16 protein-coding genes are annotated in these 18246 nt (G+C 46.9%); 8 read left to right on the top strand and 8 right to left on the bottom strand.

The genetic code is table 11. From position 1 onward, the window contains the following. Window position 1: 1 nt before the first annotated feature. Genes FIU82_RS15200 through FIU82_RS15210 form a run of 3 tightly spaced genes read left to right on the top strand, consistent with a single transcriptional unit; the run spans window position 2 to window position 5609 of the window. Window positions 2-3151, top strand: coding sequence for an efflux RND transporter permease subunit (locus FIU82_RS15200; RefSeq protein ID WP_138509279.1), 3150 nt, complete (start codon window positions 2-4; stop codon window positions 3149-3151). After that, window positions 3138-4562 carry a TolC family protein gene (locus FIU82_RS15205; protein WP_138509281.1) on the top strand — a complete coding sequence of 475 codons (1425 nt, stop codon included), beginning with the start codon at window positions 3138-3140 and terminating at the stop codon, window positions 4560-4562. Before FIU82_RS15200 ends, FIU82_RS15205 begins: the two co-directional genes overlap by 14 nt. Window positions 4563-4604: 42 nt before the next feature. After that, complete coding sequence (locus FIU82_RS15210) at window positions 4605-5609, top strand: zinc-binding dehydrogenase (RefSeq protein ID WP_022946610.1); 1005 nt, start codon at window positions 4605-4607, stop codon at window positions 5607-5609. Between the two features lie 52 nt (window positions 5610-5661). On the opposite strand, the gene FIU82_RS15215 is transcribed toward FIU82_RS15210, so the two are convergent. Continuing rightward, window positions 5662-6192 carry an acyloxyacyl hydrolase gene (locus tag FIU82_RS15215; protein ID WP_138509283.1) on the bottom strand — a complete coding sequence of 177 codons (531 nt, stop codon included), beginning with the start codon at window positions 6190-6192 and terminating at the stop codon, window positions 5662-5664. A 234-nt stretch (window positions 6193-6426) separates the two neighbouring features. On the opposite strand from FIU82_RS15215, the gene FIU82_RS15220 reads away from it, so the two are divergent. After that, window positions 6427-7026 (top strand): phospholipid-binding protein MlaC, encoded by a 600-nt coding sequence (locus FIU82_RS15220; RefSeq protein WP_022946612.1) that lies wholly within the window; start codon window positions 6427-6429, stop codon window positions 7024-7026. Window positions 7027-7217: 191 nt separating this feature from the next. Continuing rightward, the gene (tnpA, locus tag FIU82_RS15225; protein ID WP_130147214.1) at window positions 7218-7652 is read left to right on the top strand and encodes an IS200/IS605 family transposase; all 435 of its coding nucleotides are present in this window, start codon (window positions 7218-7220) and stop codon (window positions 7650-7652) included. Window positions 7653-7748: 96 nt separating this feature from the next. Here the strand turns inward: tnpA and FIU82_RS15230 are convergent, their stop codons facing one another. Further along, window positions 7749-8018, bottom strand: coding sequence for a ribbon-helix-helix domain-containing protein (locus FIU82_RS15230; protein ID WP_138510497.1), 270 nt, complete (start codon window positions 8016-8018; stop codon window positions 7749-7751). Window positions 8019-8038: 20 nt separating this feature from the next. Here FIU82_RS15230 and FIU82_RS15235 point away from each other — a divergent pair, with 20 nt between their 5' ends. Further along, complete coding sequence (locus FIU82_RS15235) at window positions 8039-8434, top strand: VOC family protein (RefSeq protein ID WP_022946614.1); 396 nt, start codon at window positions 8039-8041, stop codon at window positions 8432-8434. Between the two features lie 44 nt (window positions 8435-8478). Here the strand turns inward: FIU82_RS15235 and FIU82_RS15240 are convergent, their stop codons facing one another. Both FIU82_RS15240 and FIU82_RS15245 read right to left on the bottom strand, forming a co-directional pair. Continuing rightward, complete coding sequence (locus FIU82_RS15240) at window positions 8479-8826, bottom strand: hypothetical protein (RefSeq protein ID WP_138510499.1); 348 nt, start codon at window positions 8824-8826, stop codon at window positions 8479-8481. Window positions 8827-8828: 2 nt separating this feature from the next. Continuing rightward, the gene (locus FIU82_RS15245; protein ID WP_138510501.1) at window positions 8829-9851 is read right to left on the bottom strand and encodes a hypothetical protein; all 1023 of its coding nucleotides are present in this window, start codon (window positions 9849-9851) and stop codon (window positions 8829-8831) included. A 557-nt stretch (window positions 9852-10408) separates the two neighbouring features. Between FIU82_RS15245 and FIU82_RS15250 the strand changes: the two genes are divergently transcribed. Beyond that, a complete protein-coding gene (locus FIU82_RS15250) occupies window positions 10409-10930 on the top strand; it encodes a hypothetical protein (RefSeq protein WP_138510503.1) in 522 nt (173 codons plus the stop codon). Window positions 10931-11102: 172 nt separating this feature from the next. On the opposite strand, the gene FIU82_RS15255 is transcribed toward FIU82_RS15250, so the two are convergent. Then, entirely contained in the window at window positions 11103-11447 is a 345-nt protein-coding gene (locus FIU82_RS15255) for a hypothetical protein (RefSeq protein ID WP_152441515.1), read from the bottom strand. Between the two features lie 254 nt (window positions 11448-11701). Here FIU82_RS15255 and FIU82_RS15260 point away from each other — a divergent pair, with 254 nt between their 5' ends. Then, entirely contained in the window at window positions 11702-14479 is a 2778-nt protein-coding gene (locus FIU82_RS15260) for a hypothetical protein (RefSeq protein ID WP_152441516.1), read from the top strand. A 132-nt stretch (window positions 14480-14611) separates the two neighbouring features. Here FIU82_RS15260 and FIU82_RS15265 read toward each other — a convergent pair whose 3' ends face one another. The 3 genes from FIU82_RS15265 to FIU82_RS15275 form a co-directional block, all read right to left on the bottom strand. After that, window positions 14612-15838 carry a threonine/serine exporter ThrE family protein gene (locus FIU82_RS15265; RefSeq protein ID WP_022946616.1) on the bottom strand — a complete coding sequence of 409 codons (1227 nt, stop codon included), beginning with the start codon at window positions 15836-15838 and terminating at the stop codon, window positions 14612-14614. Between the two features lie 94 nt (window positions 15839-15932). Then, window positions 15933-17162, bottom strand: a complete 1230-nt coding sequence (locus FIU82_RS15270; protein ID WP_045978919.1) for a glycosyltransferase — start codon at window positions 17160-17162, stop codon at window positions 15933-15935. After that, complete coding sequence (locus tag FIU82_RS15275) at window positions 17159-18172, bottom strand: LacI family DNA-binding transcriptional regulator (RefSeq protein ID WP_045979043.1); 1014 nt, start codon at window positions 18170-18172, stop codon at window positions 17159-17161. Before FIU82_RS15275 ends, FIU82_RS15270 begins: the two co-directional genes overlap by 4 nt. Between the last annotated feature and the right edge of the window lie 74 nt (window positions 18173-18246).

Here is an 18246-nt window from a genome sequence, read left to right on the forward strand (position 1 = left end):
TATGAATTTTTCACACTTTTTTATAAACCGGCCGATTTTTGCGGCCATGTTGTCTTTGGTGTTTGTGATCACCGGAACTATTTCATTATTCCAGCTACCGGTCAGTGAATATCCTGAGGTAGTGCCGCCTACGGTGGTGGTCAATGCCACTTACCCCGGCGCTAACCCTAAGGTGATCGCTGAAACCGTTGCCACGCCGTTAGAGCAGGAAATCAATGGCCTTGAGAACATGTTGTATATGTCCTCTCAAGCCACCAGTGATGGCCGCCTCACCCTGACGGTGACCTTTGCCTTGGGAACAGACCTGGATCGCGCTCAGGTGCAGGTCCAAAACCGAGTGAATAGCGCTTTACCACGATTGCCGCAAGAAGTGCAGCGCTTAGGCGTGGTGGCCCAAAAGTCCTCGCCGAATTTGGCTATGGTGGTTCATCTCTATTCTCCTGAAAAGACCCATGATACCTCGTACATGTCGAACTATGCCGATTTGTATATCAAGGATGAGTTGGCACGCCTGAGCAGTGTTGGCGATGTACAGATGTTCGGCGGCGGTAAATACGCTATGCGCGTGTGGCTCAACCCCAGTGCGCTGGCCGAGCGTCAGCTAACGGCAATGGATGTGGTTGCGGCGCTGCGTGAGCAAAACCAGCAAGTCGCAGCGGGTAGCCTGGGCGCGCAGCCTTCACCAACGAGCAGTCAGTTTCAAGTGTTGCTAAATGTCAAAGGGCGGTTATCCAGCGTTGACGAGTTTGAGCAAGTGGTGGTGCGTGTTGACGACAACGGCGCAATTACCCGCTTAGCCGATGTCGCTCGTATCGAGTTAGGGCAAGACAATTACGCCCTGCGGGCGATGCTAGACGGGCAACCGGCGTTAGCCATTCCGATTTTTCAACGTCCGGGTTCGAACGCCATTGAACTTTCCGATAATGTTCGTGCAACCATGGCGCGCCTGTCACAAGACTTTCCTGCTGGCGTAGAATACGATATTGCCTACGACCCTACCGTGTTTGTGCGCGGCTCGATTGATGCGGTGATCAAAACCTTGCTTGAGGCGATTCTACTGGTTGTGGTGGTGGTGATCTTATTCCTGCAAACTTGGCGTGCATCTATTATTCCGCTTATTGCGGTGCCGGTCTCCCTCATTGGTACTTTCGCGGTGATGCAGTGGCTCGGCGTATCAATTAACACCTTGTCGTTATTTGGGCTGGTACTGGCCATCGGCATTGTTGTTGATGATGCCATTGTGGTGGTCGAAAATGTCGAGCGTAATATTGAAAATGGCCATAGCCCATTGGCGGCCACGCGCATTGCCATGACCGAGGTCACCGGGCCTATTATCGCCATCGCCTTGGTGTTATGTGCGGTATTTATTCCCACGGCGTTTATCACCGGGCTATCGGGTCAGTTTTATAAGCAGTTCGCGTTAACCATTACTATCTCCACGCTTATCTCGGCGTTTAACTCCTTAACCTTATCGCCAGCGTTGTCTGCTTTATTGCTTAAGCCCCATGATGCCAAGCCTGACAAGCTAACACAGCTGTTGGAGCGGTTATTTGGAGCCTGGCTATTTAAACCTTTTAATCGCCTCTTTGACAAAGGCGCCAACGGCTATGAGCGACTGGTTAAAAAGCTATTGCGCATGAGTGTGGTCGTCGGTGCCGTATACGTGGTATTGGTGGGCTCCACCGTGGGGTTATTTCAGCAAGTCCCGGGTGGGTTTATTCCGGCGCAAGATAAGCAATACTTGGTTGCGGTGGCGCAATTGCCCGACGCGGCCAGTTTAGAGCGTACCCATAAAGTGGTGCAGCAAATGGAGAAAATTGCGCTGCAAGTTCCCGGTGTGGCTAATACCGTGTCTTTCCCTGGGTTATCGGTGAACGGGTTTACCAATAGCACCAACAGCGGCATTGTGTTCACGCCCCTTGATGACTTTGATAAGCGCAGTGATCCGAGCATGTCGGCACACGCTATCGCAGCCCAGCTTAACCAGCGTTTTGCGGCTATTGATGAAGCCTATGTTGCAGTGTTTCCACCGCCGCCCATTCAAGGCCTTGGCACCACAGGTGGCTTTAAGTTGCAGCTTGAAGACAGAGCAAATAAAGGCTTTGAGGCGCTCTTTTCCGCGCTGCAAAAAGTCATCGCCGAGGCGCGTCAGCAACCGGAGTTAACGGGGTTATACTCCAGCTTCAGGATTCAAGTGCCGCAAATGAACATTGATATCGACCGCGAGCAAGCACTGCTGCAGGGGATCCCGCTCAATGAGGTGTTTGATGCGCTGCAAGTGTATTTGGGCTCACTGTATGTGAATGACTTTAATGTCTTTGGTCGCACCTATCAGGTGACAGCCCAAGCTGATGCTGATTATCGCCAGCAACGCGAGCAAATTGCCCAGCTTAAAGTGCGTAATCGCAGTGGCGACATGGTGCCTCTAGGCTCGGTATTAAAGGTCACGCCTACCACCGGCCCTGATCGTGTCATGCACTATAACGGCTACCCCAGTGCCGAGCTAAACGGCAGTCCGGCACCGGGTTACAGCTCAGATCAAGCGAAGTTGGCCATTGAGCAGGTGCTCAGCGACACCTTGCCTAACGGCATCGCCTATGAGTGGACCGAAGTCACCTATCAGCAAATTCTTGCCGGTAATACAATGGTCTACGTATTCCCCTTAGTGGTGCTGTTGGTATTTATGGTGTTGGCGGCGCAGTACGAAAGTTTACGCTTGCCGTTGGCGATTATTATGATTGTACCGATGACGATTTTCTCGGCATTACTGGGAGTGTGGCTACTTGGTGGCGACAATAATATCTTCACGCAAATCGCCTTAATTGTGTTGGTGGCGTTGGCCTCTAAGAATGCCATTTTGATGGTGGAGTTTGCCCGCGATAGTCACAAACAAGGGCGCAGTCATTGGCAGGCCATTATTGAAGCATGCCGCTTGCGCTTACGCCCGATTCTTATGACCTCCATCGCCTTCACAGCAGGGGTTGTGCCTTTGGTACTGGCTTCTGGGGCTGGTGCAGAAATGCGCCATGCCATGGGGAATGCGGTGTTCTTTGGCATGATTGGCGTGACTGTATTTGGGCTACTATTTACGCCGGTATTTTACTATGTGGTGACCTTAGGGCAAAAAGGAGCGCATCATGAACACAACTAAAATGAGTGTCATTGCCCTGAGTATCGCAGCCTTAGCAGGCTGCGCTGCTCCCGGCGAGCGTATTATTGCTCAGGCGCAACAGGCAGACAAACAAACGCAGCAGCGCCTTGAGCGCAATCAGGTGCTGATGGCGCAGCGCAGTGCGGATGAAATCGGTTGGTGGCAGCAACTGCACAGTGATGAGCTAAACCAGCTGGTGGATAGCGTGTTGGTGCGCAACCAAGACTTACAAGCCGCCAGCGCACGTATTAAGGCGGCATTGGCCAATTTGGATGTCAGTGAGTTTGCCTACTGGCCCAATGGTGGCCTGAATGCTCAAGCGCAGCGTGGTAAGAACGTTCAAACTGCATATAGTGGCGTGCAGGAACAGGCCAGTGCGCGCGGTGGGCTCAATTGGCAGCTGGATTTATCAGGGCGTCTGCGCGCGCTAGCCGATGCTGCCAGTGCCCGCACCCATGCCCAACTTGCGGCACATCAACAGCTCAGTAAAGAGCTGGTGGTTACCACGGTGCGCAGCTATATGCGTTGGCAAGGGTTTGCCCAACAACAGCAGCTGACCGAGCGGCAACTTGAGGCGTTATCGCAAAGTATGGATATACTGGCGGTGCAAGTCGAAGAGGGCGTAGCGACCGAGTTTGAACTCAATCGCACTCGTTCACAATACTTCCAGCTAAAACAACGCCTGCCACAGCTACAAGCCTTGATGCTAGCCGAGCGTGCCACCTTAGCGATGATTCTCGATAGCAGCGCGCAGCAGTTGCAGCTAACGGCGCTAAGCGAGGCGCAATATCAACAGTGGGCGCTCAACCTCGCCTTGTTAGACCCACAACAAGCGCTTATGCAACGCCCCGATGTACGCCGCAGTGTTGCCCAATTAACCGAACAGGCGGCGTTGAGCACCAGCGCTCAACGTGCGTTGTACCCCGATGTTAGCCTTAGTGCGTTTGCCGGTGTGTTGGGCGTAGGTGGCAGCCATTTTCAACAGACTCAGGGGCAGTGGCAGGTTACCCCGCAAGTGCAATGGTCGCTGTTTAGCTACCCCGAGCTATTGGCACAATTGCAGCAACAAAAAGCCCTATCGCAGGCGCAGTATCATAGCTATCGGCAAACCTTGAGTAATGTCATAGCCGGTGCGGAACTTTCGCTGCAAACCGTTTTCCAACAACAGCAAACATTGAACTTGGCGCAATCGCGTTTACAAGCGTCGCAACAGGCTTATGCACAAGCGCGTGCTGCATACGAGGAAGGGCAGTTGCCATACCTTGAGTTGTTGGACGCCCGTCAAGATGTTTTAATAGCACAGCAGGATACCCTGATCACGCGTGACACTTGGCTCAATGCCCAGGTTGGCGTATATTCCGAGCTCAGTGGACGTTGGAGTCGCGCACTGCACAAGGTGCCCGTCATCTAGGGGTTCTGCGCATGAACAGTATTTAAGAGGTGAGTCAGAGTTATGGCAGAGTCAGCACAGCAAATGACAACGATGGTGATCAATGAGCCGTCGCCGCAATTTGCCCTTTGCATGAATAAGCAGAGCGTCCCCGTCGCTGATGACAATGAGTTGTTAGTGGCGATTGAATATGTGGCGTTAAACCACATCGACGCCAAGCTGGCAGCAGAAGGCTTTTGCCATTGGCAATACCCTCATGTGCTGGGCCTAGATGCGGTGGGAACGGTACTGAACGCGCCCGCAGGCGTGTTTCCCGCCAAGGGCGCACGGGTGATGTTTAACGCCAGCCTTGGCTCGCAAGGCATGCTCAAAGAGTATGCCACCGTTCCTAACTATGCAGTATCGGAAGTCCCCGCTGAGGTGCCGAGCGAGGTTGCGGCAACCTTGCCCAATGCCGGTATGACGGCCTTAGCGGCGCTCGACAAGCTGCAGCTTGAAGAAGGAGACAGTCTGTTGATTGACTCTGGCTGCGGGGCAGTGGCGCATTTTGCTATTCAGTATGCCAAGCTGCGCGGAGCTATGGTGTTCGTATACAGTGAAGCTGGGGAGCATGAGCGGCTGAAAGCCTTGGGGGCCGACGTGGTATTTGACGCTAACTGCGAAGGGCTGGAGTGCAATATTAAACATGAGCTGGGTCCGGGCGGCTTTGATGCCATTCTTAACACCTGTGGTGGTGACTCATTCTTATGTGACTTAGAGCATTTGCGCTTTTGTGGCCGCATTGCCTGTTTGAATGGTTTTCCTAGCATTCCCCAAGAACTATTATTCCGCCGCGCACCGAACATTTCTGTGGTGTCGCTCGGTGGTGCTTGGTTGGCGAACAGCTTATGCGCACAGCAAAAGCTTAGCTTTATGGGGCAACAGTTGATTGGAGACGTGCAATCGGGAGCGATTATTGCGCCGGATCTGGAAGTGATCCCGTTTACCGAAGCGGCAGTGCGAGATGCGCTGACGACCTTATACAATCACAGTGCGCGATTGCGCCCGGTGGTCAAAATTCAGCCTTAATGCGGGTGTAGCAAATTGTTTTATAAAAGGGCGCTTAGCGCCCTTTTTGCTGTTAGAAGAAATGAGTGTAAGAAAAAGAGATAAAATCCAGGCCAGGATTCGGGCTTTTAAACCCTGCATTCGAATAATGCATATAGCGCACACCAATATCGGCATTTTCCATTTTATAAACCACCCCAACTCTGTCTTCAAATTGGTAGTGAGTGCTTACGTTTTTGCCAGCAAACTGGGTGTCGTCAAGTAGTGATACACCAATACCAAACTCCAGCACCAAGGGTCGTCCTTTGAATGTGGTCATCGGGTATTGAAACACCGGTGATAGTGCCACCACCACATTTTGATCGTGTTGATTGTCCTTGCCGTAACGCCAAAAATTGATGCTGCTCTCGAAGTACACATCAAACTGGGAGAATTGCTCGGGTAAATAGTCGTTGACGTAGTACTGATAGGCCAATTTTATGCCTTTAACATCACCTTCACCTTGAATGTAGTGACTGGCAACACCATGGCGAGGCCCTGCCTGAGCCGGCGTGATAACGAGCGAACCTAGCGCTAAGGTTAATGGGATGATTACTGCTTTCATACGTCTGTGTTTAGCTGCTAAAAAGTAGCGGTAATATCTATATCCACCCCTTTAGTTTCAATGCGCACCCGTGCACAACAACTGTGCCTTTATGGCACAAAAACCTTAATTGTCTGATTTTACTGGTGTTATTGATATGTGCATTTTTGGAACCAATGCTGTGCATTATTGTTTCTTACTTTGCGAAGGCCGCTGCGCTAAAATTTCACCATTCACAGCTCATTGGAATGCACTATGAAAGCATATCGTTATTTTTTATTACTCTTTTTTGCTGTTGCGTTTGGCTCAGCTCATGCTGCGCAAACCAATACGCCATTTTCTCTGCTCAAGCAAGTGGGCGATAAGCTCTTTGTCGATATTGCCGCAGTCGATGCTCAAGGTGATGACAAAAAAGCCAAACTTAAAGAAGTCGTGAAAACACGGTTAATACCGCACATTGATACCAAGTTTGTGTCGTTTAAGTTATTGGGTAAACACGTGCGCGAGATTAATAAGGGGCAGGCGCTGGCGTTCATCGATGCGGTGGAGTCATACTTAACGGTGACGTATGCCGATGCATTGATGAGTTATAAAGGCCAGGAAGTACGTTTTATTAAACCTAACGGCCACGGTGACAATGGCTATGCCTCGGTAAAAACAGAAATTGTTGAGCCCGGTAAGCCAACCATAGATATTGTGTTTAAGCTGCGCCGCGATAAATCTGGCACCTGGCGTGTGTACGACCTCGTGGCTGAGGGCATCTCATTACTCAACGCGAAGCAAAAAGAGATCATTGCACGTATTAGCGAAGTGGGTATAGACCAGGTCAACCAAGAGCTCTCAGCGAAAAGTTAATCCCTTCCCTTTGGGGTGAGCGAGTAGCCTTTTACCCATGAGGCTCCCGATAAGGCGCTCACCCGCTTTTTATTTTCAGCCCCTAAACCACCTACTTCAGTAGGTGGTTATCATCAATTTAGGCTTGGCCTGAAAAAGCTACCCATGTTAATTGCTCTTTTGATTTTTAGCGAAGTCAAAGGACAAGAAACATGAGTAGATACGAGAAAGCATCGCATGTGTATTGGCGATGTCAATATCATATAGTTTGGACCCCAAAATACCGTTTCAGAATACTGAAGAACAAGGTAGGTAAAGATGTCTATCGCTGTATTCACGTATACAGTGAGCAACTTGGTTGTAAAGTGGTAGAGCTCAATGTGCAGTTAGACCATGTTCATTTGGTTATCAAGGTCCCACCGAAGTTATCGATATCGAGCCTGATGGGAGCACTCAAAGGTAAAATAGCACTAAAGCTATTTAGTAAATATCCTTACTTGAGAAAAAATAAGATGTGGGGCAATCATTTTTGGCAACGAGGATACTTTGTCGATACGGTTGGAATAAATGAAGAGGTAATAAGGCGTTACGTCAGGCATCAAGAGAAAGAAGAGAAGCAAGAGCAAGCCCAATTAACGCTGGAGTAAACAACGCCCCCTTTGAGGGGGCATTCACAAAGCCACCTTCTTCAGAAGGTGGATTCTTTACTATTAATGTAGTATTCCTTTACTACCCTTAGCGACTCAGCTTTGTTTACACTGGTCCAAGTACGTTAAACACGTGACTCTTAGCATTGAGGCGAGGTTGGTTATGCTGCCATGACGCTCAATCACTTCCTGATACAAGGTGGAAATAAATTCCGCTAAGGGCAGCTGCTCTTGGGCAGCAATGCGCTCCAAGATATGCCAAATTTCATTCTCTAAAGCGAGGCTGGTGACTACACCTTGAATACGAATAGAGCGCTTTTTAACACTGTAGCGCTCGGGGGGAGTTGATGCATAGAGTTCACACATAGATTTCTCAGGGGTAAATAATGGCCAAAATGATTCATTCCATGATCCGCGTGAAAGACGCGCAACGTTCAATTCAATTTTACCACGATGTATTCGCATTGCAGGTGAAAAGAAGAGTCGATTTTGCTGATTTTTCACTTATCTATTTAGCCAATGAACACAGCAGCTTTGAACTAGAGCTGACCTGGAACCATCACAGTGATAGCGATTATGACTTGGGTAACGGCTATGGCCACCTCGCTTTTGCCGAGGAGCATCTCGAATCGTTGCACGGCAAAGCCATCGCCGCAGGCTATCAACCCAAAGAAATTAAGTCTTTTTACAATGGTGATGACTTAGTCGCTAAGTTTTTCTTTATCAAAGATCCCGACGGCTACGATATTGAAGTGATTGAACGCTCAGAGGTGTATAGGTAGAAATAAAGCGACTTTCTGTGTTGTTAGAAGGTCGCGCTTATAAATTAGTATGGGTCGAAGTAGGCGATCAACACTACAGTGATACCAAAGCCGATAGCAGAGAATAAATAGATGCCAGCCAGTATTTTATCTATTGTCCTGGCATATTTTGGTACTAGGTGACCATCGAAAAGTGGTGTGGGGATTCGCCCTCGTTTGAAAAAAATAGCGCACACATAAAATGGTCCGCTTCCCCCTAGCCCTTTATCCCAACTGGGAGGGTAGACGCCATCAGATTTCATGCATTTATTTATGTAAGCAACAGAAACACGCTGAAATATAACCGTCATAAGCATGGACAGCGGCACAAAAATAATAAACAGCAGATTTATCAGACCTTCAATATTCATCATAGTTATATACCGTTAGGAATTCTTCTGTCGTATACATGTTCACTCAGATCTTTTGCTCCTTTATTGACGGCAACTGAGGCTTGAAATCCAATAAATAGACCCACACCCAAGGCAACAATCCATCCATAAGGTGTCAACATTAGTAATGCGCTCAAGGACGTTGTAGCCCAGGTTGCGGCATAAATACCCGCAGCTGTAGAAGCTCCAAAAGCCGTCATTTCGGTGGCCAGAGTTCTGTGCCAGTCCTTACCATTTTCATAGTCTTCATAGACTTTGTTAGCTCTCAACCCCCCATCTAGCAATATCATCGTATTGCCTAGCCATTTAGCAGATTGCTCCAGCCTTTTTATTTTTTGGAACTCTTTTGTGGTCTTAATATCGAGGTTTGCTGAGTGCCTAGTGCTTTTCGCAATGTTGATTCCCCGGTTGGGGTTTGACCAAATAGTGCCCCGCTTGCTTGCTTTATTTATATTCATAAAACGCTGTAATTCAGCTCTGAATGTTGTCTGTAGCTCCTTATAAATAGAGAAAGCTTTTTGTTCTAGCGCAACAACATGATACTTCGGTACCCCGGACTTATGAGCACTGCGTATTTCTTTTAATGACTCGGAGTACTTGTTTGCCAGCTTCACAAAATTGCTGCTTCTTGCTTCGACTGAAGTTGCCCCGGAACCTAAAATTCCATGGCTATTTTGTTTCATATAAGGAACTAATATTTCTGATTGGAAATCTGACAGAGCTGTGAGCAGATCGCTGTCATAGTCGCGGAGCATAGCAGCAATGTTACGGCGAGATTGGGCCGGTAGCATTGACAGTTCTCGGAAAATAGTCTGTTGTTGTCCGCTCGGAGGAGGAAGAGGGCCTGAGTAATCAGAGCGAACTAAATAAGGAGTGCCTGAGGTTATTATTTCAGTAGATTTGAGATGCGTGTTATCACTTTCAAACGCTTTATTACCCTTTCCTTCTTTACACTTTACCACTTCTTTAGTCACGGGGTCGAAGCAGATCACAATTTCTAGAGCCATGGTAAATCCTTCCCATTTTATCAAGTCCGTTTTTATGAGGTGCTACCTCTTTAAGGGAATAATTATAGTACCTGAGCCTATTAGTGTGCAAGCGCTATAACTTTCTCGCAATTAGAGAAAGGTCTCCAATAACGATGCACTATTAAAAAGAGTGACCTGCTGAGCTAATTCGTAATTTGCTACTTCATATTTGGGTAAAGCTTAGTCATTGATGCTATAGACTCTTTTTGGGAATAAGGGGTCAGAGTTGTTGAAATTTGATTGTCGATTCAAAGAGTTAAAATTTATTGCGTGAATAAAAGTCAGTTATCACTAAGGGTATAATCTGCAAGCCTATTGTCAGCTTCTTCTACAGTCGGTATGTTCTAAGGTGTATTGACTGAGAATGTTTCCTGGCGGCATATCAAGTCAGTAAGGAAAATGGAAATCTTTATACTAAGTCAATGGTGGCGCAGTTAATAAGAGGCTTTAGTGAGAAAAGCCTGAATTTTAGGCGGCACTACAAAGTGCACAATAACCCTGATTCACTCATATTTTATTAGGAGTTTTAGATGAGGGTGAGTGAAATTTACTCCCTTTTACTCGTTTTTTTATTAGTGGCGACAACGAAAAGCTTTGCCAATAATAACGCAATACTGAAATTGCTAGACGAAGATGTGAAAGCGAAAATTGTACTTTTATCTGCCAAGATTACAAAGTGCAAACAGCAAGCTCAATCATCATCTCTGGTACTTGAAACAAACGTATTTAAAAAGTTTAAGGTCAACAGAGAAGATCTTTTAAAAGCACTCTACTACTTAAACATACGAAATAAAAACCTTTGTGAAAGTGGCCTTCGAGAGTCGCTTGCGTATGCTATTGGCCAATTAGCTTATACGCGCAACGAACTAGGGCTGGCTGTTTCAGATTATTCTAAATCAAGCGCTGAGCTTTTATATGAATCTACAAACTTCTTAAAAGTGAGGGCTCACTATGAAAGTCAAAGCAAACCTTTTCGAGATGAATTAGAAAAGCAAATAGGTACCACCGTTTTTGATTTCAATTCTCTTTTAGAGACCCTGAATACAGATGAATGGTAATTATTGGAAGCGTAATTTCACATTGCTGATATAAACAGCAATGGGAAATTATCCTGTGTCACGAAGTGGTGAGCAAAAAGAGTTTTATTTGGATTAGTTAGATTTTCAAGGCCCCTAAATCTGTGTCGGCAATTCTATAGCCCTTTGTAATGGTCGCCATAGGTATCTATAACTAGTGTGGGTCGAAATAGGCAGCCAATATCAACGCGATGCCTAAACCCAACGTGGAAAAAAGATAGATACATGCCAGCACTTTATCTACAGTTCTAGCATATTTGGGAACGAGTCGACCATCAAACATAAATGTTGGGCCACGCCAGCGCTTAAAGAAAATGGCCATGGCATAGCACGGAGCACTAGCACCGAGGCCTTTATCCCAGCTCGGTGGCGGCACTCCTTCAGACTCCATGCCTTTGCTAATATGAGCGGCAGAGACCCGGTGGAATAGAGCCGTCATTAATAAAAACAGCGGCATAAAAACTATAAACATTAAATGTACAAAACCTTCAATAGACATTAGAAGCTAACCTCAGATGGCATTTTTCCATCGTATATATGTTCACTGATCACTTTTGTTAGCAAAAACTGACGCTTTGAACTTAAGATACAAACTAATACCAAGGGTAATTATCCACCTCGTATTTTTCCCTAAATTGGTATTGTTAATTCAATGAGATAACTAATACCAAAAGTTAAATAGCTTTGACTTGGATTTGATTTCTAAATAAGGCAAGCTTGTACCAATATCAAAACAAAACACGGAGTGTTTAAATGAAACTAAAACACAGTTTATTAATCTCGGCCATTACTCTCGCACTTGCCGCTTGTGGCAGCTCACCAGACAATGACGAAAAGCCTTTAGATAAGACCCCTGACGGTCTTACATTTCCAACGGCCGATGGGGCACCTCTAAATGAGTGGGTTGAATCAGAACCTGTTTCAATTAAAGGTATTGAAGAGAGTGTATCAGTCTCAATTGAAAATGGTGAATATAGTATTGATGGAGGCGAATATACCACAGCAAATGGCACCATTGCTGCCGGAGAAACGCTACAAGTCAGAGTAAAAACCCCAACCTCAAGGACCACATTGGTTGAAGCTACAGTTACTGTAGGAGAAAGCGTTGTCAGCTTTAAAGCAAAGACTGCATCACAAATAGCGTTTATGGGCTGGGATGTTAATTTTGGAAATGAGCCGCGTATTTCCAACTTAGCTATGAATAATGCTTCCTTAGTTGTGGATGTAAATACTCTAGAGGCTGATGCTTTAGAGGGTGAAAAAATAAAGTCTTTGGTAAAAACTTCAGACGAGTTGTTTTTTTGTCGTGGAGATGTTGGTGCAAACTACTCTGATACACTTTATGTCTACAACTACGTAACAGAGAATACGTCACATTTAGGTACACTCTCTGCACTTACCAAAGAGGATAGTCAGTGTATTGAGCAGTTTGAATTAGAAAACCGCCTCTATGTTATTACCGAAAATGCAACTGAAGAGCGTTATTTATGGGGGATAGATAGAAACAAGGAAGGCAAGTTAACCAAAGTTAGATCTTATCCTAAAAATGAGGTCCAAAAAGACTATGGCACAGGGACCAATGACACTTTTGAGGTTGTTAGATATGGCAAGTTGCTCTTAAAAATAGCAAACATCAATATGGGGTCATACATAGCAACTCGTTACACGGTCGAGTCTTTGCTAGAGAGTGATAGACCTGCCCAGAATTTTAGAACTCACGAGTTTTTAGGGGAAAAAGAAGGACTAATTTATTTCAGGAGTTCGAATCAGTACTGGCGTACAGATGGAACTGAAAGTGGAACATTCGAAATTTCTGAAGAACAATATGATGTTTTATTCAACAGGGAGAATGAAGACTATTACGTTGACCAAGGCTCGTTTTTATGCAGAACAGATAAGGTCGACTTTTACTCAGTGGAACAGTTCCCTAACCATGACTTCTATTCTTACGATAGAGAAACGGGTGCCAACGAACGCCTTTTAACCCAGGTGAAAGAAGATAGTGTTAAATGTAACGATGATTATGCAGTCGTTATTCAGCCTGTAGATAATGGTGAATATTTATGGCGCTCTGGGGGAGTGGCAGAAAACACCTTTACCCTGAAGGAAGCCGCATCAGGGGATCTTGAGATCTTCCAAACGATCAATACTTTTTATATTCGCCATGACAGTGACCTTTATTTTATCAGTGAATCTGGTGAGCATGCGGACCAAGTTGCTGTGCAACAGACAATAAAAGATGTTTTTGTCCAAGACAATACACTCTTTTACAATGGTTACACTGATACTGAAGGCACTGAACTTTGGGCTGCTAATGGCTTGGATATTAGCCAACTTACCGCCGATTCTTTTGCCCCCTCAAGTACTACAGGAACACAAAGCTTCGACTATCAATCTACAGCTCTACTTGGCGACCACACCATGATTGCCTTGGACAATGAAAGTGTTTACGCGATCGATATGAATGCTAATGGAGACGTTTATAAATTTAATGTTAACGGAGATGAACAAAGTACCTTTCAAAGAAAATCCATAAGTTTCACCAACGAAATCACTAAGACACAAAAGTATGGGTATTTTGAGTCTTGGGTGGATACGTCGATGGGAGCTAAAGAGTTTCAATACTACCGTACTGATGGTGTAGAGACTGAGTTAGTTGGTGATGCGACATTTATAACGTCAAGCATAGCCGCAATCAGTGATACCTTCCTTAAGTTAGATAGTCGAGGCGGTGATTTTAATTTATACGACGACTCTAAACCTTTGAGTGAGTTTGTATCAGGTCAGGTCCCCCAAGTAACATCAGGCGAAGAGTTTCAGCGCAGTATCAATGATATTATAGGTACAACAAATGATTTCTTTTATGTCCGCAAGAAGCTTTTGATAGACATAGGCAACGAAGCGGCAGGAGGAGAGCAGCATTTGTATCGTATTGGCACTGATGGTTCAGTGGAGAGTATTTATAGTGAAGAAAACTTAGCTTTCGGAGAGGTTCGATTCCTTTTGAGTGGCGATGGCAGTGCATACTTCTTGAACCCATCCGAAAGTGTTAATGAGGTGCTGGTTTATAAAGAAGAATCTAACTCAACTGAGGTACTTTTCAGTTTAGATGGTAGTTTTAATGCTGACGATCTGCTCTTTTATGAAGTTGACTCTCAGGTTTATATGTTAGTTTCAGGAGGCAGTGACTCCGCAGGCTTGTATACCTTTAGCTCTCAAGATGAGACGCTAACGCGGATATCAGAACAAGGCCTGCTCCTTGGTATGGTCGCTAATGATGAAAATATCTACGTCCTTGGTGAATCAGGTATATGGCTTCTGGAGAATGATTCTTTGCAGTTGCTTATTGATGAATCGGTAATACCTGATAGCAACTTCATTGTTACAAGTAATGCCAATACTGCGGTTGTAGACAATAAGCTACTATTTGAAGCAAACCATAAATTATGGATTTCAGATGGCACATTAGAAGGAACTCAAATGTTAAATGACAATTACGTCGTAAACAGTTCAATTCATACGTTGCGATAATTGCTTACCACCAGAGAAAGCGTCTCGGTGTAGACGCTTTCTCATAGAACTAAATCCTCTAAGGGCGAGCGCCCAGCCCATAAAGTGTGGTGAGCCTGACAGCACACCACCTCTTCGTTATACTCTGAGTTGTTACAGGCTCTTTTTCGGTGGCAGAACTACATTGGCGAAGATAAGTCCGGCGACCAGCGACATAAAAATCAAAAAGGTTTGTTGACCGATGTGGTCGGCATAGACGAAGTCCTGTCCTTCAATTAGGGAGTTCAAGCCAATATAGGTTTTTGATCCCGGCACCAGTACGATTAGCCCTTGCATAGCCACAATGGAAGCGGGGGCGTTGGCAATGCGATTAAACAGATTACTAAAAATGCCTACGGCCAGCGCGCCGACAAAGGTGCCGAGGGTGTAATCTAAGTAGGCGGCGGAGCCAATGCTGGCACCATAGGCAATAAACCCCGAGGCAATAGACCACAGTGCGTGTTTGGTTTTGGTACGAAAAATAACCACCAAAGATAAGCATAACAGTAAAATTGCGAGCCAGGCGGTCCATTTCGGCAGCGGTTGTGGGGCCACAAAGTCAGCCTGACCAAATAGTGCAAAGCCCAGGCCAATGCCGATAAAAGCACCAAAATACAACTTAAACAGCAGCATAAAAGAGTCCATAACCCGTGCCGTGCCCGATACCAGATGCCGTGCCGCCAGCTCGGCGAGCCCGAGCGCTAGGGCGAGACCGGGAATAAACACAATAATGCTGGAGAGCACCACCAAGCGGATATTAATGTAAGGGTCGAGATAGACACTGACGGCGCAGGCGATAAGCGCCGAGACTACCGCCACTAAGGGCTCTAGCATGTGTGCCACGCGCTTTGAGCGCCCGGACCATAACACAAACAGATACACCACCAAGGTCAGCAATGCTGACCACAGCACATCGTTCCAGCTTGTGCCCATCAGCATAGCAAAGGCACCGCCGGTCATGGCAAAGGCACCTGCGGTGGTAAGTTTATTATAAGGCGCGGGCATCACGGCTATGTCGTCAAGGCGCTGATCGGCCTCACTAATGCTGAGCTCGCCATTAAGCAGCAAGTTCACCACTTCATCGGTATTGGCGAGGGAGCCAAGATCGTGATCGCCGGGGTCGACGCGGGCAACATGAGTGTATTCATTCTCATGGCCTTCTGTCCAAATCACAAAGGTCACCGAGGTGGGCGACATTACAAACGAGGATTTGAGTTCCAAGTAGGTCGCCACCTCCATCAAGTGCGCTTCTAGGCGGTAGGCTGGGGTGCCATACTTATGCAGCATTTTACCGAGCTTAACGATAAATTTACGCTTTTCTTTAAATTGGGCGTCTTCCACGCAGTGACCTCAAATCTTTAAAATAAAACAGCACCTTGCATTGCAGGCGCTCGCGCATTTTATTGATCTAAGGTTAACTGTCTACTGATTTCTATCAAGGTTTAAATGAATTTTTCGCTTCAATCCACTGCGCCATATATTGGGTGCTGCGCATGGTGTGGTGTTTGAGCATTTGCCCGGTGAAGTTATTGCGGCGATGGCCAGCTAAATCGGCGCGTATCCCTTCAAGAGCCGTGATCAGTTGCTTACCGAGAGCTTCGCCGTTATAAAAACGTTGCAGCAACTCATCGCCATGACGTTGTGCAGCAGTAAATTCGCTGGGTTGTTGATAAAGCTTAACTGCGGCATCGGCAAACAGCTGCGCGTCATTGCAAATGGCGCCATTCCAAGGCAAATCCCCATGCATGCCCTCAGCGCCAATGGCCGTGGTAACCGAAGGCGTACGGGTGATCATGGCTTCGAGTAATTTGCCTTTGATGCCTGCACCAAAGCGCAGCGGCGCAAGACATACCCGTGCCGAGCTCATGGCCTGATGCGCATCTTCGGCCCAGCCCTTGATGATAAAACCGGTTTTCGGATTATGTAATGCAGTGGCCTTAGGCGGTGGATATGAGCCGTAGATATGTAACTCAGCCTTAGGTAGCTGTTTGCGAATAAGAGGCCAAATCTGTTGTAAATACAGCACCGCATCCCAATTTGGCGCGTGGCGAAAATTACCAATGGTCATAAAGTGTTGGCGCTGCTCAAAACTCGGCCAATGCGAATGCAGCGCGGCGGTATCAACCATAAACGGCAAATGATGCACTAAGGCGTTATCAACCTTGAACACCTGCTCTAACAGCTGCATTTCGTAGCTGGAGATAATCAAGCTCAAATCGCAGCGTAAAATGGCGGCGATTTCTCTTTTGGCTAGATCACCGTGTAGGTCGTTATGACTAAACTCACGGCCCGCTTTGTGCGCTTCATGGCGAGCGCCGCGCAGGCATTGCAAGTCCTCGGTATCGAGCAGTTTCAGTGCCTCGGGAGCAAACTTATCCACGCGCCAGCCAAATTGCTCTTCCATCATAAACCGGTCGAACATAACAATATCCGGCTGCAACTCGCTGATATAGGCATCAAAGCTACTGCAATTAAGGGCGATATCGCGACAGGTGATACCATATTCGGTCAAATCTTGCATGTGTTCGGAGCGCTGTGCAGGAGAGGCAAACTCGACCTGCCACCCTTGACTGCGAAACAACTTTAATAACGACATCATGTGGCTGCCCGCCGCCGATGAATTCGGCTCTGGCCACACGTAGCCAATCACTAACACTTGGGTCATAGGCTTGACTCCCGTACTTGTAATTCAACATCTATCAAGGTGCGTACTGGGGCTTTATTACCCGCCATGATTTCTTTTAACACCGCCGTGGTGCGCCGGCCGATTTCTGCAGCGTCAATGCGCACTGAGCTCAGCGCTGGGGTCATCAACGCCGAATCATCCAAATCATCAAAGCCCACCACTTTAATGTCTTTCCCTGGGGTCAAGCCAACCTCGCGCATGGCCTCAATAAAGCCGTAGGCGATGACATCGGAAAAGCACACCACCGCTTGCACCGAGGGTGCTTGGCGGCGCAGTTTCTGAAAGGCTTGATGCCCGCCTTGGCGTGTCGTCGCAGAGTTAATGATGTGGCTGTGTACAGCGCTTGGGTGCTCACTGAGCGCTTGTTCAAACCCCGCGAGACGCTCATGATAATCAGAAATATCACTATTGCCGCCGATAAATGCTAGCTCCTGCACCGCTTGGCTGAGGAGGTGCTCGGCTGCTAAAAATGTGCCTTTGCGATTGTCAGGCAAAATACACGGCGCGCTGCTTAAGCTAATTTCGCGCATGATATTAATAACTGGGAAGCCGCTTTGGATCAGCTCATTCTGCCATTGCTTATCCGTTGCCGGCGCAGGGCACATTACAAATGCGGCGACATTGTACTCTTTTAGGGTGTTGACCACTTGTTGCTGGCGAGCAAAACTCTCGCCGGTGTTAACCAACATGGGAACGAGCCCTAAATCATAAATATATTGCTCCAAGCCCACCGCTAACTGCGCCGAATACGGATTGGTTAAATCATTAATCACCAAAGCCACTAAACGAGAGCGCCTTGAGCGCAGCGACGCCGCATCGCGGTTGTATACGTAGCCCAACTCGGCAATGGCGCGCTCGACTTTTGCCTTACTTTTGTCACTGACCTTGTCGCTGTGGGTGAGTACTAAGGAGACCGTTGATTTTGATACGCCAGCGTGCTCGGCGACATCAAATATGGTGATTTTATCGTTGGGATGCTTTTTTATCATGGCGTAATACAGCTGCAATATGACGGGCCATACTAGCTTAAATTGACCTAAATAGCAGCCTTGTGATGATGACT

Source organism: Pseudoalteromonas sp. THAF3 (genome assembly GCF_009363775.1).
Classification (GTDB): Bacteria; Pseudomonadota; Gammaproteobacteria; order Enterobacterales; family Alteromonadaceae; genus Pseudoalteromonas; species Pseudoalteromonas ruthenica.

Bases quoted from the DNA above. Each gene is read 5' to 3' on its own strand.
- FIU82_RS15235 (WP_022946614.1), top strand. From the start codon at position 8,039: ATGGCCAAAATGATTCATTCCATGATCCGCGTGAAAGACGCGCAACGT.
- FIU82_RS15260 (WP_152441516.1), top strand. From the start codon at position 11,702: ATGAAACTAAAACACAGTTTATTAATCTCGGCCATTACTCTCGCACTT.
- FIU82_RS15275 (WP_045979043.1), bottom strand. From the start codon at position 18,172: ATGATAAAAAAGCATCCCAACGATAAAATCACCATATTTGATGTCGCC.
- FIU82_RS15230 (WP_138510497.1), bottom strand. From the start codon at position 8,018: ATGTGTGAACTCTATGCATCAACTCCCCCCGAGCGCTACAGTGTTAAA.
- tnpA (WP_130147214.1), top strand. From the start codon at position 7,218: ATGAGTAGATACGAGAAAGCATCGCATGTGTATTGGCGATGTCAATAT.
- FIU82_RS15240 (WP_138510499.1), bottom strand. From the start codon at position 8,826: ATGATGAATATTGAAGGTCTGATAAATCTGCTGTTTATTATTTTTGTG.
- FIU82_RS15245 (WP_138510501.1), bottom strand. From the start codon at position 9,851: ATGGCTCTAGAAATTGTGATCTGCTTCGACCCCGTGACTAAAGAAGTG.
- FIU82_RS15270 (WP_045978919.1), bottom strand. From the start codon at position 17,162: ATGACCCAAGTGTTAGTGATTGGCTACGTGTGGCCAGAGCCGAATTCA.
- FIU82_RS15205 (WP_138509281.1), top strand. From the start codon at position 3,138: ATGAACACAACTAAAATGAGTGTCATTGCCCTGAGTATCGCAGCCTTA.
- FIU82_RS15215 (WP_138509283.1), bottom strand. From the start codon at position 6,192: ATGAAAGCAGTAATCATCCCATTAACCTTAGCGCTAGGTTCGCTCGTT.
- FIU82_RS15255 (WP_152441515.1), bottom strand. From the start codon at position 11,447: ATGTCTATTGAAGGTTTTGTACATTTAATGTTTATAGTTTTTATGCCG.
- FIU82_RS15210 (WP_022946610.1), top strand. From the start codon at position 4,605: ATGGCAGAGTCAGCACAGCAAATGACAACGATGGTGATCAATGAGCCG.
- FIU82_RS15220 (WP_022946612.1), top strand. From the start codon at position 6,427: ATGAAAGCATATCGTTATTTTTTATTACTCTTTTTTGCTGTTGCGTTT.
- FIU82_RS15200 (WP_138509279.1), top strand. From the start codon at position 2: ATGAATTTTTCACACTTTTTTATAAACCGGCCGATTTTTGCGGCCATG.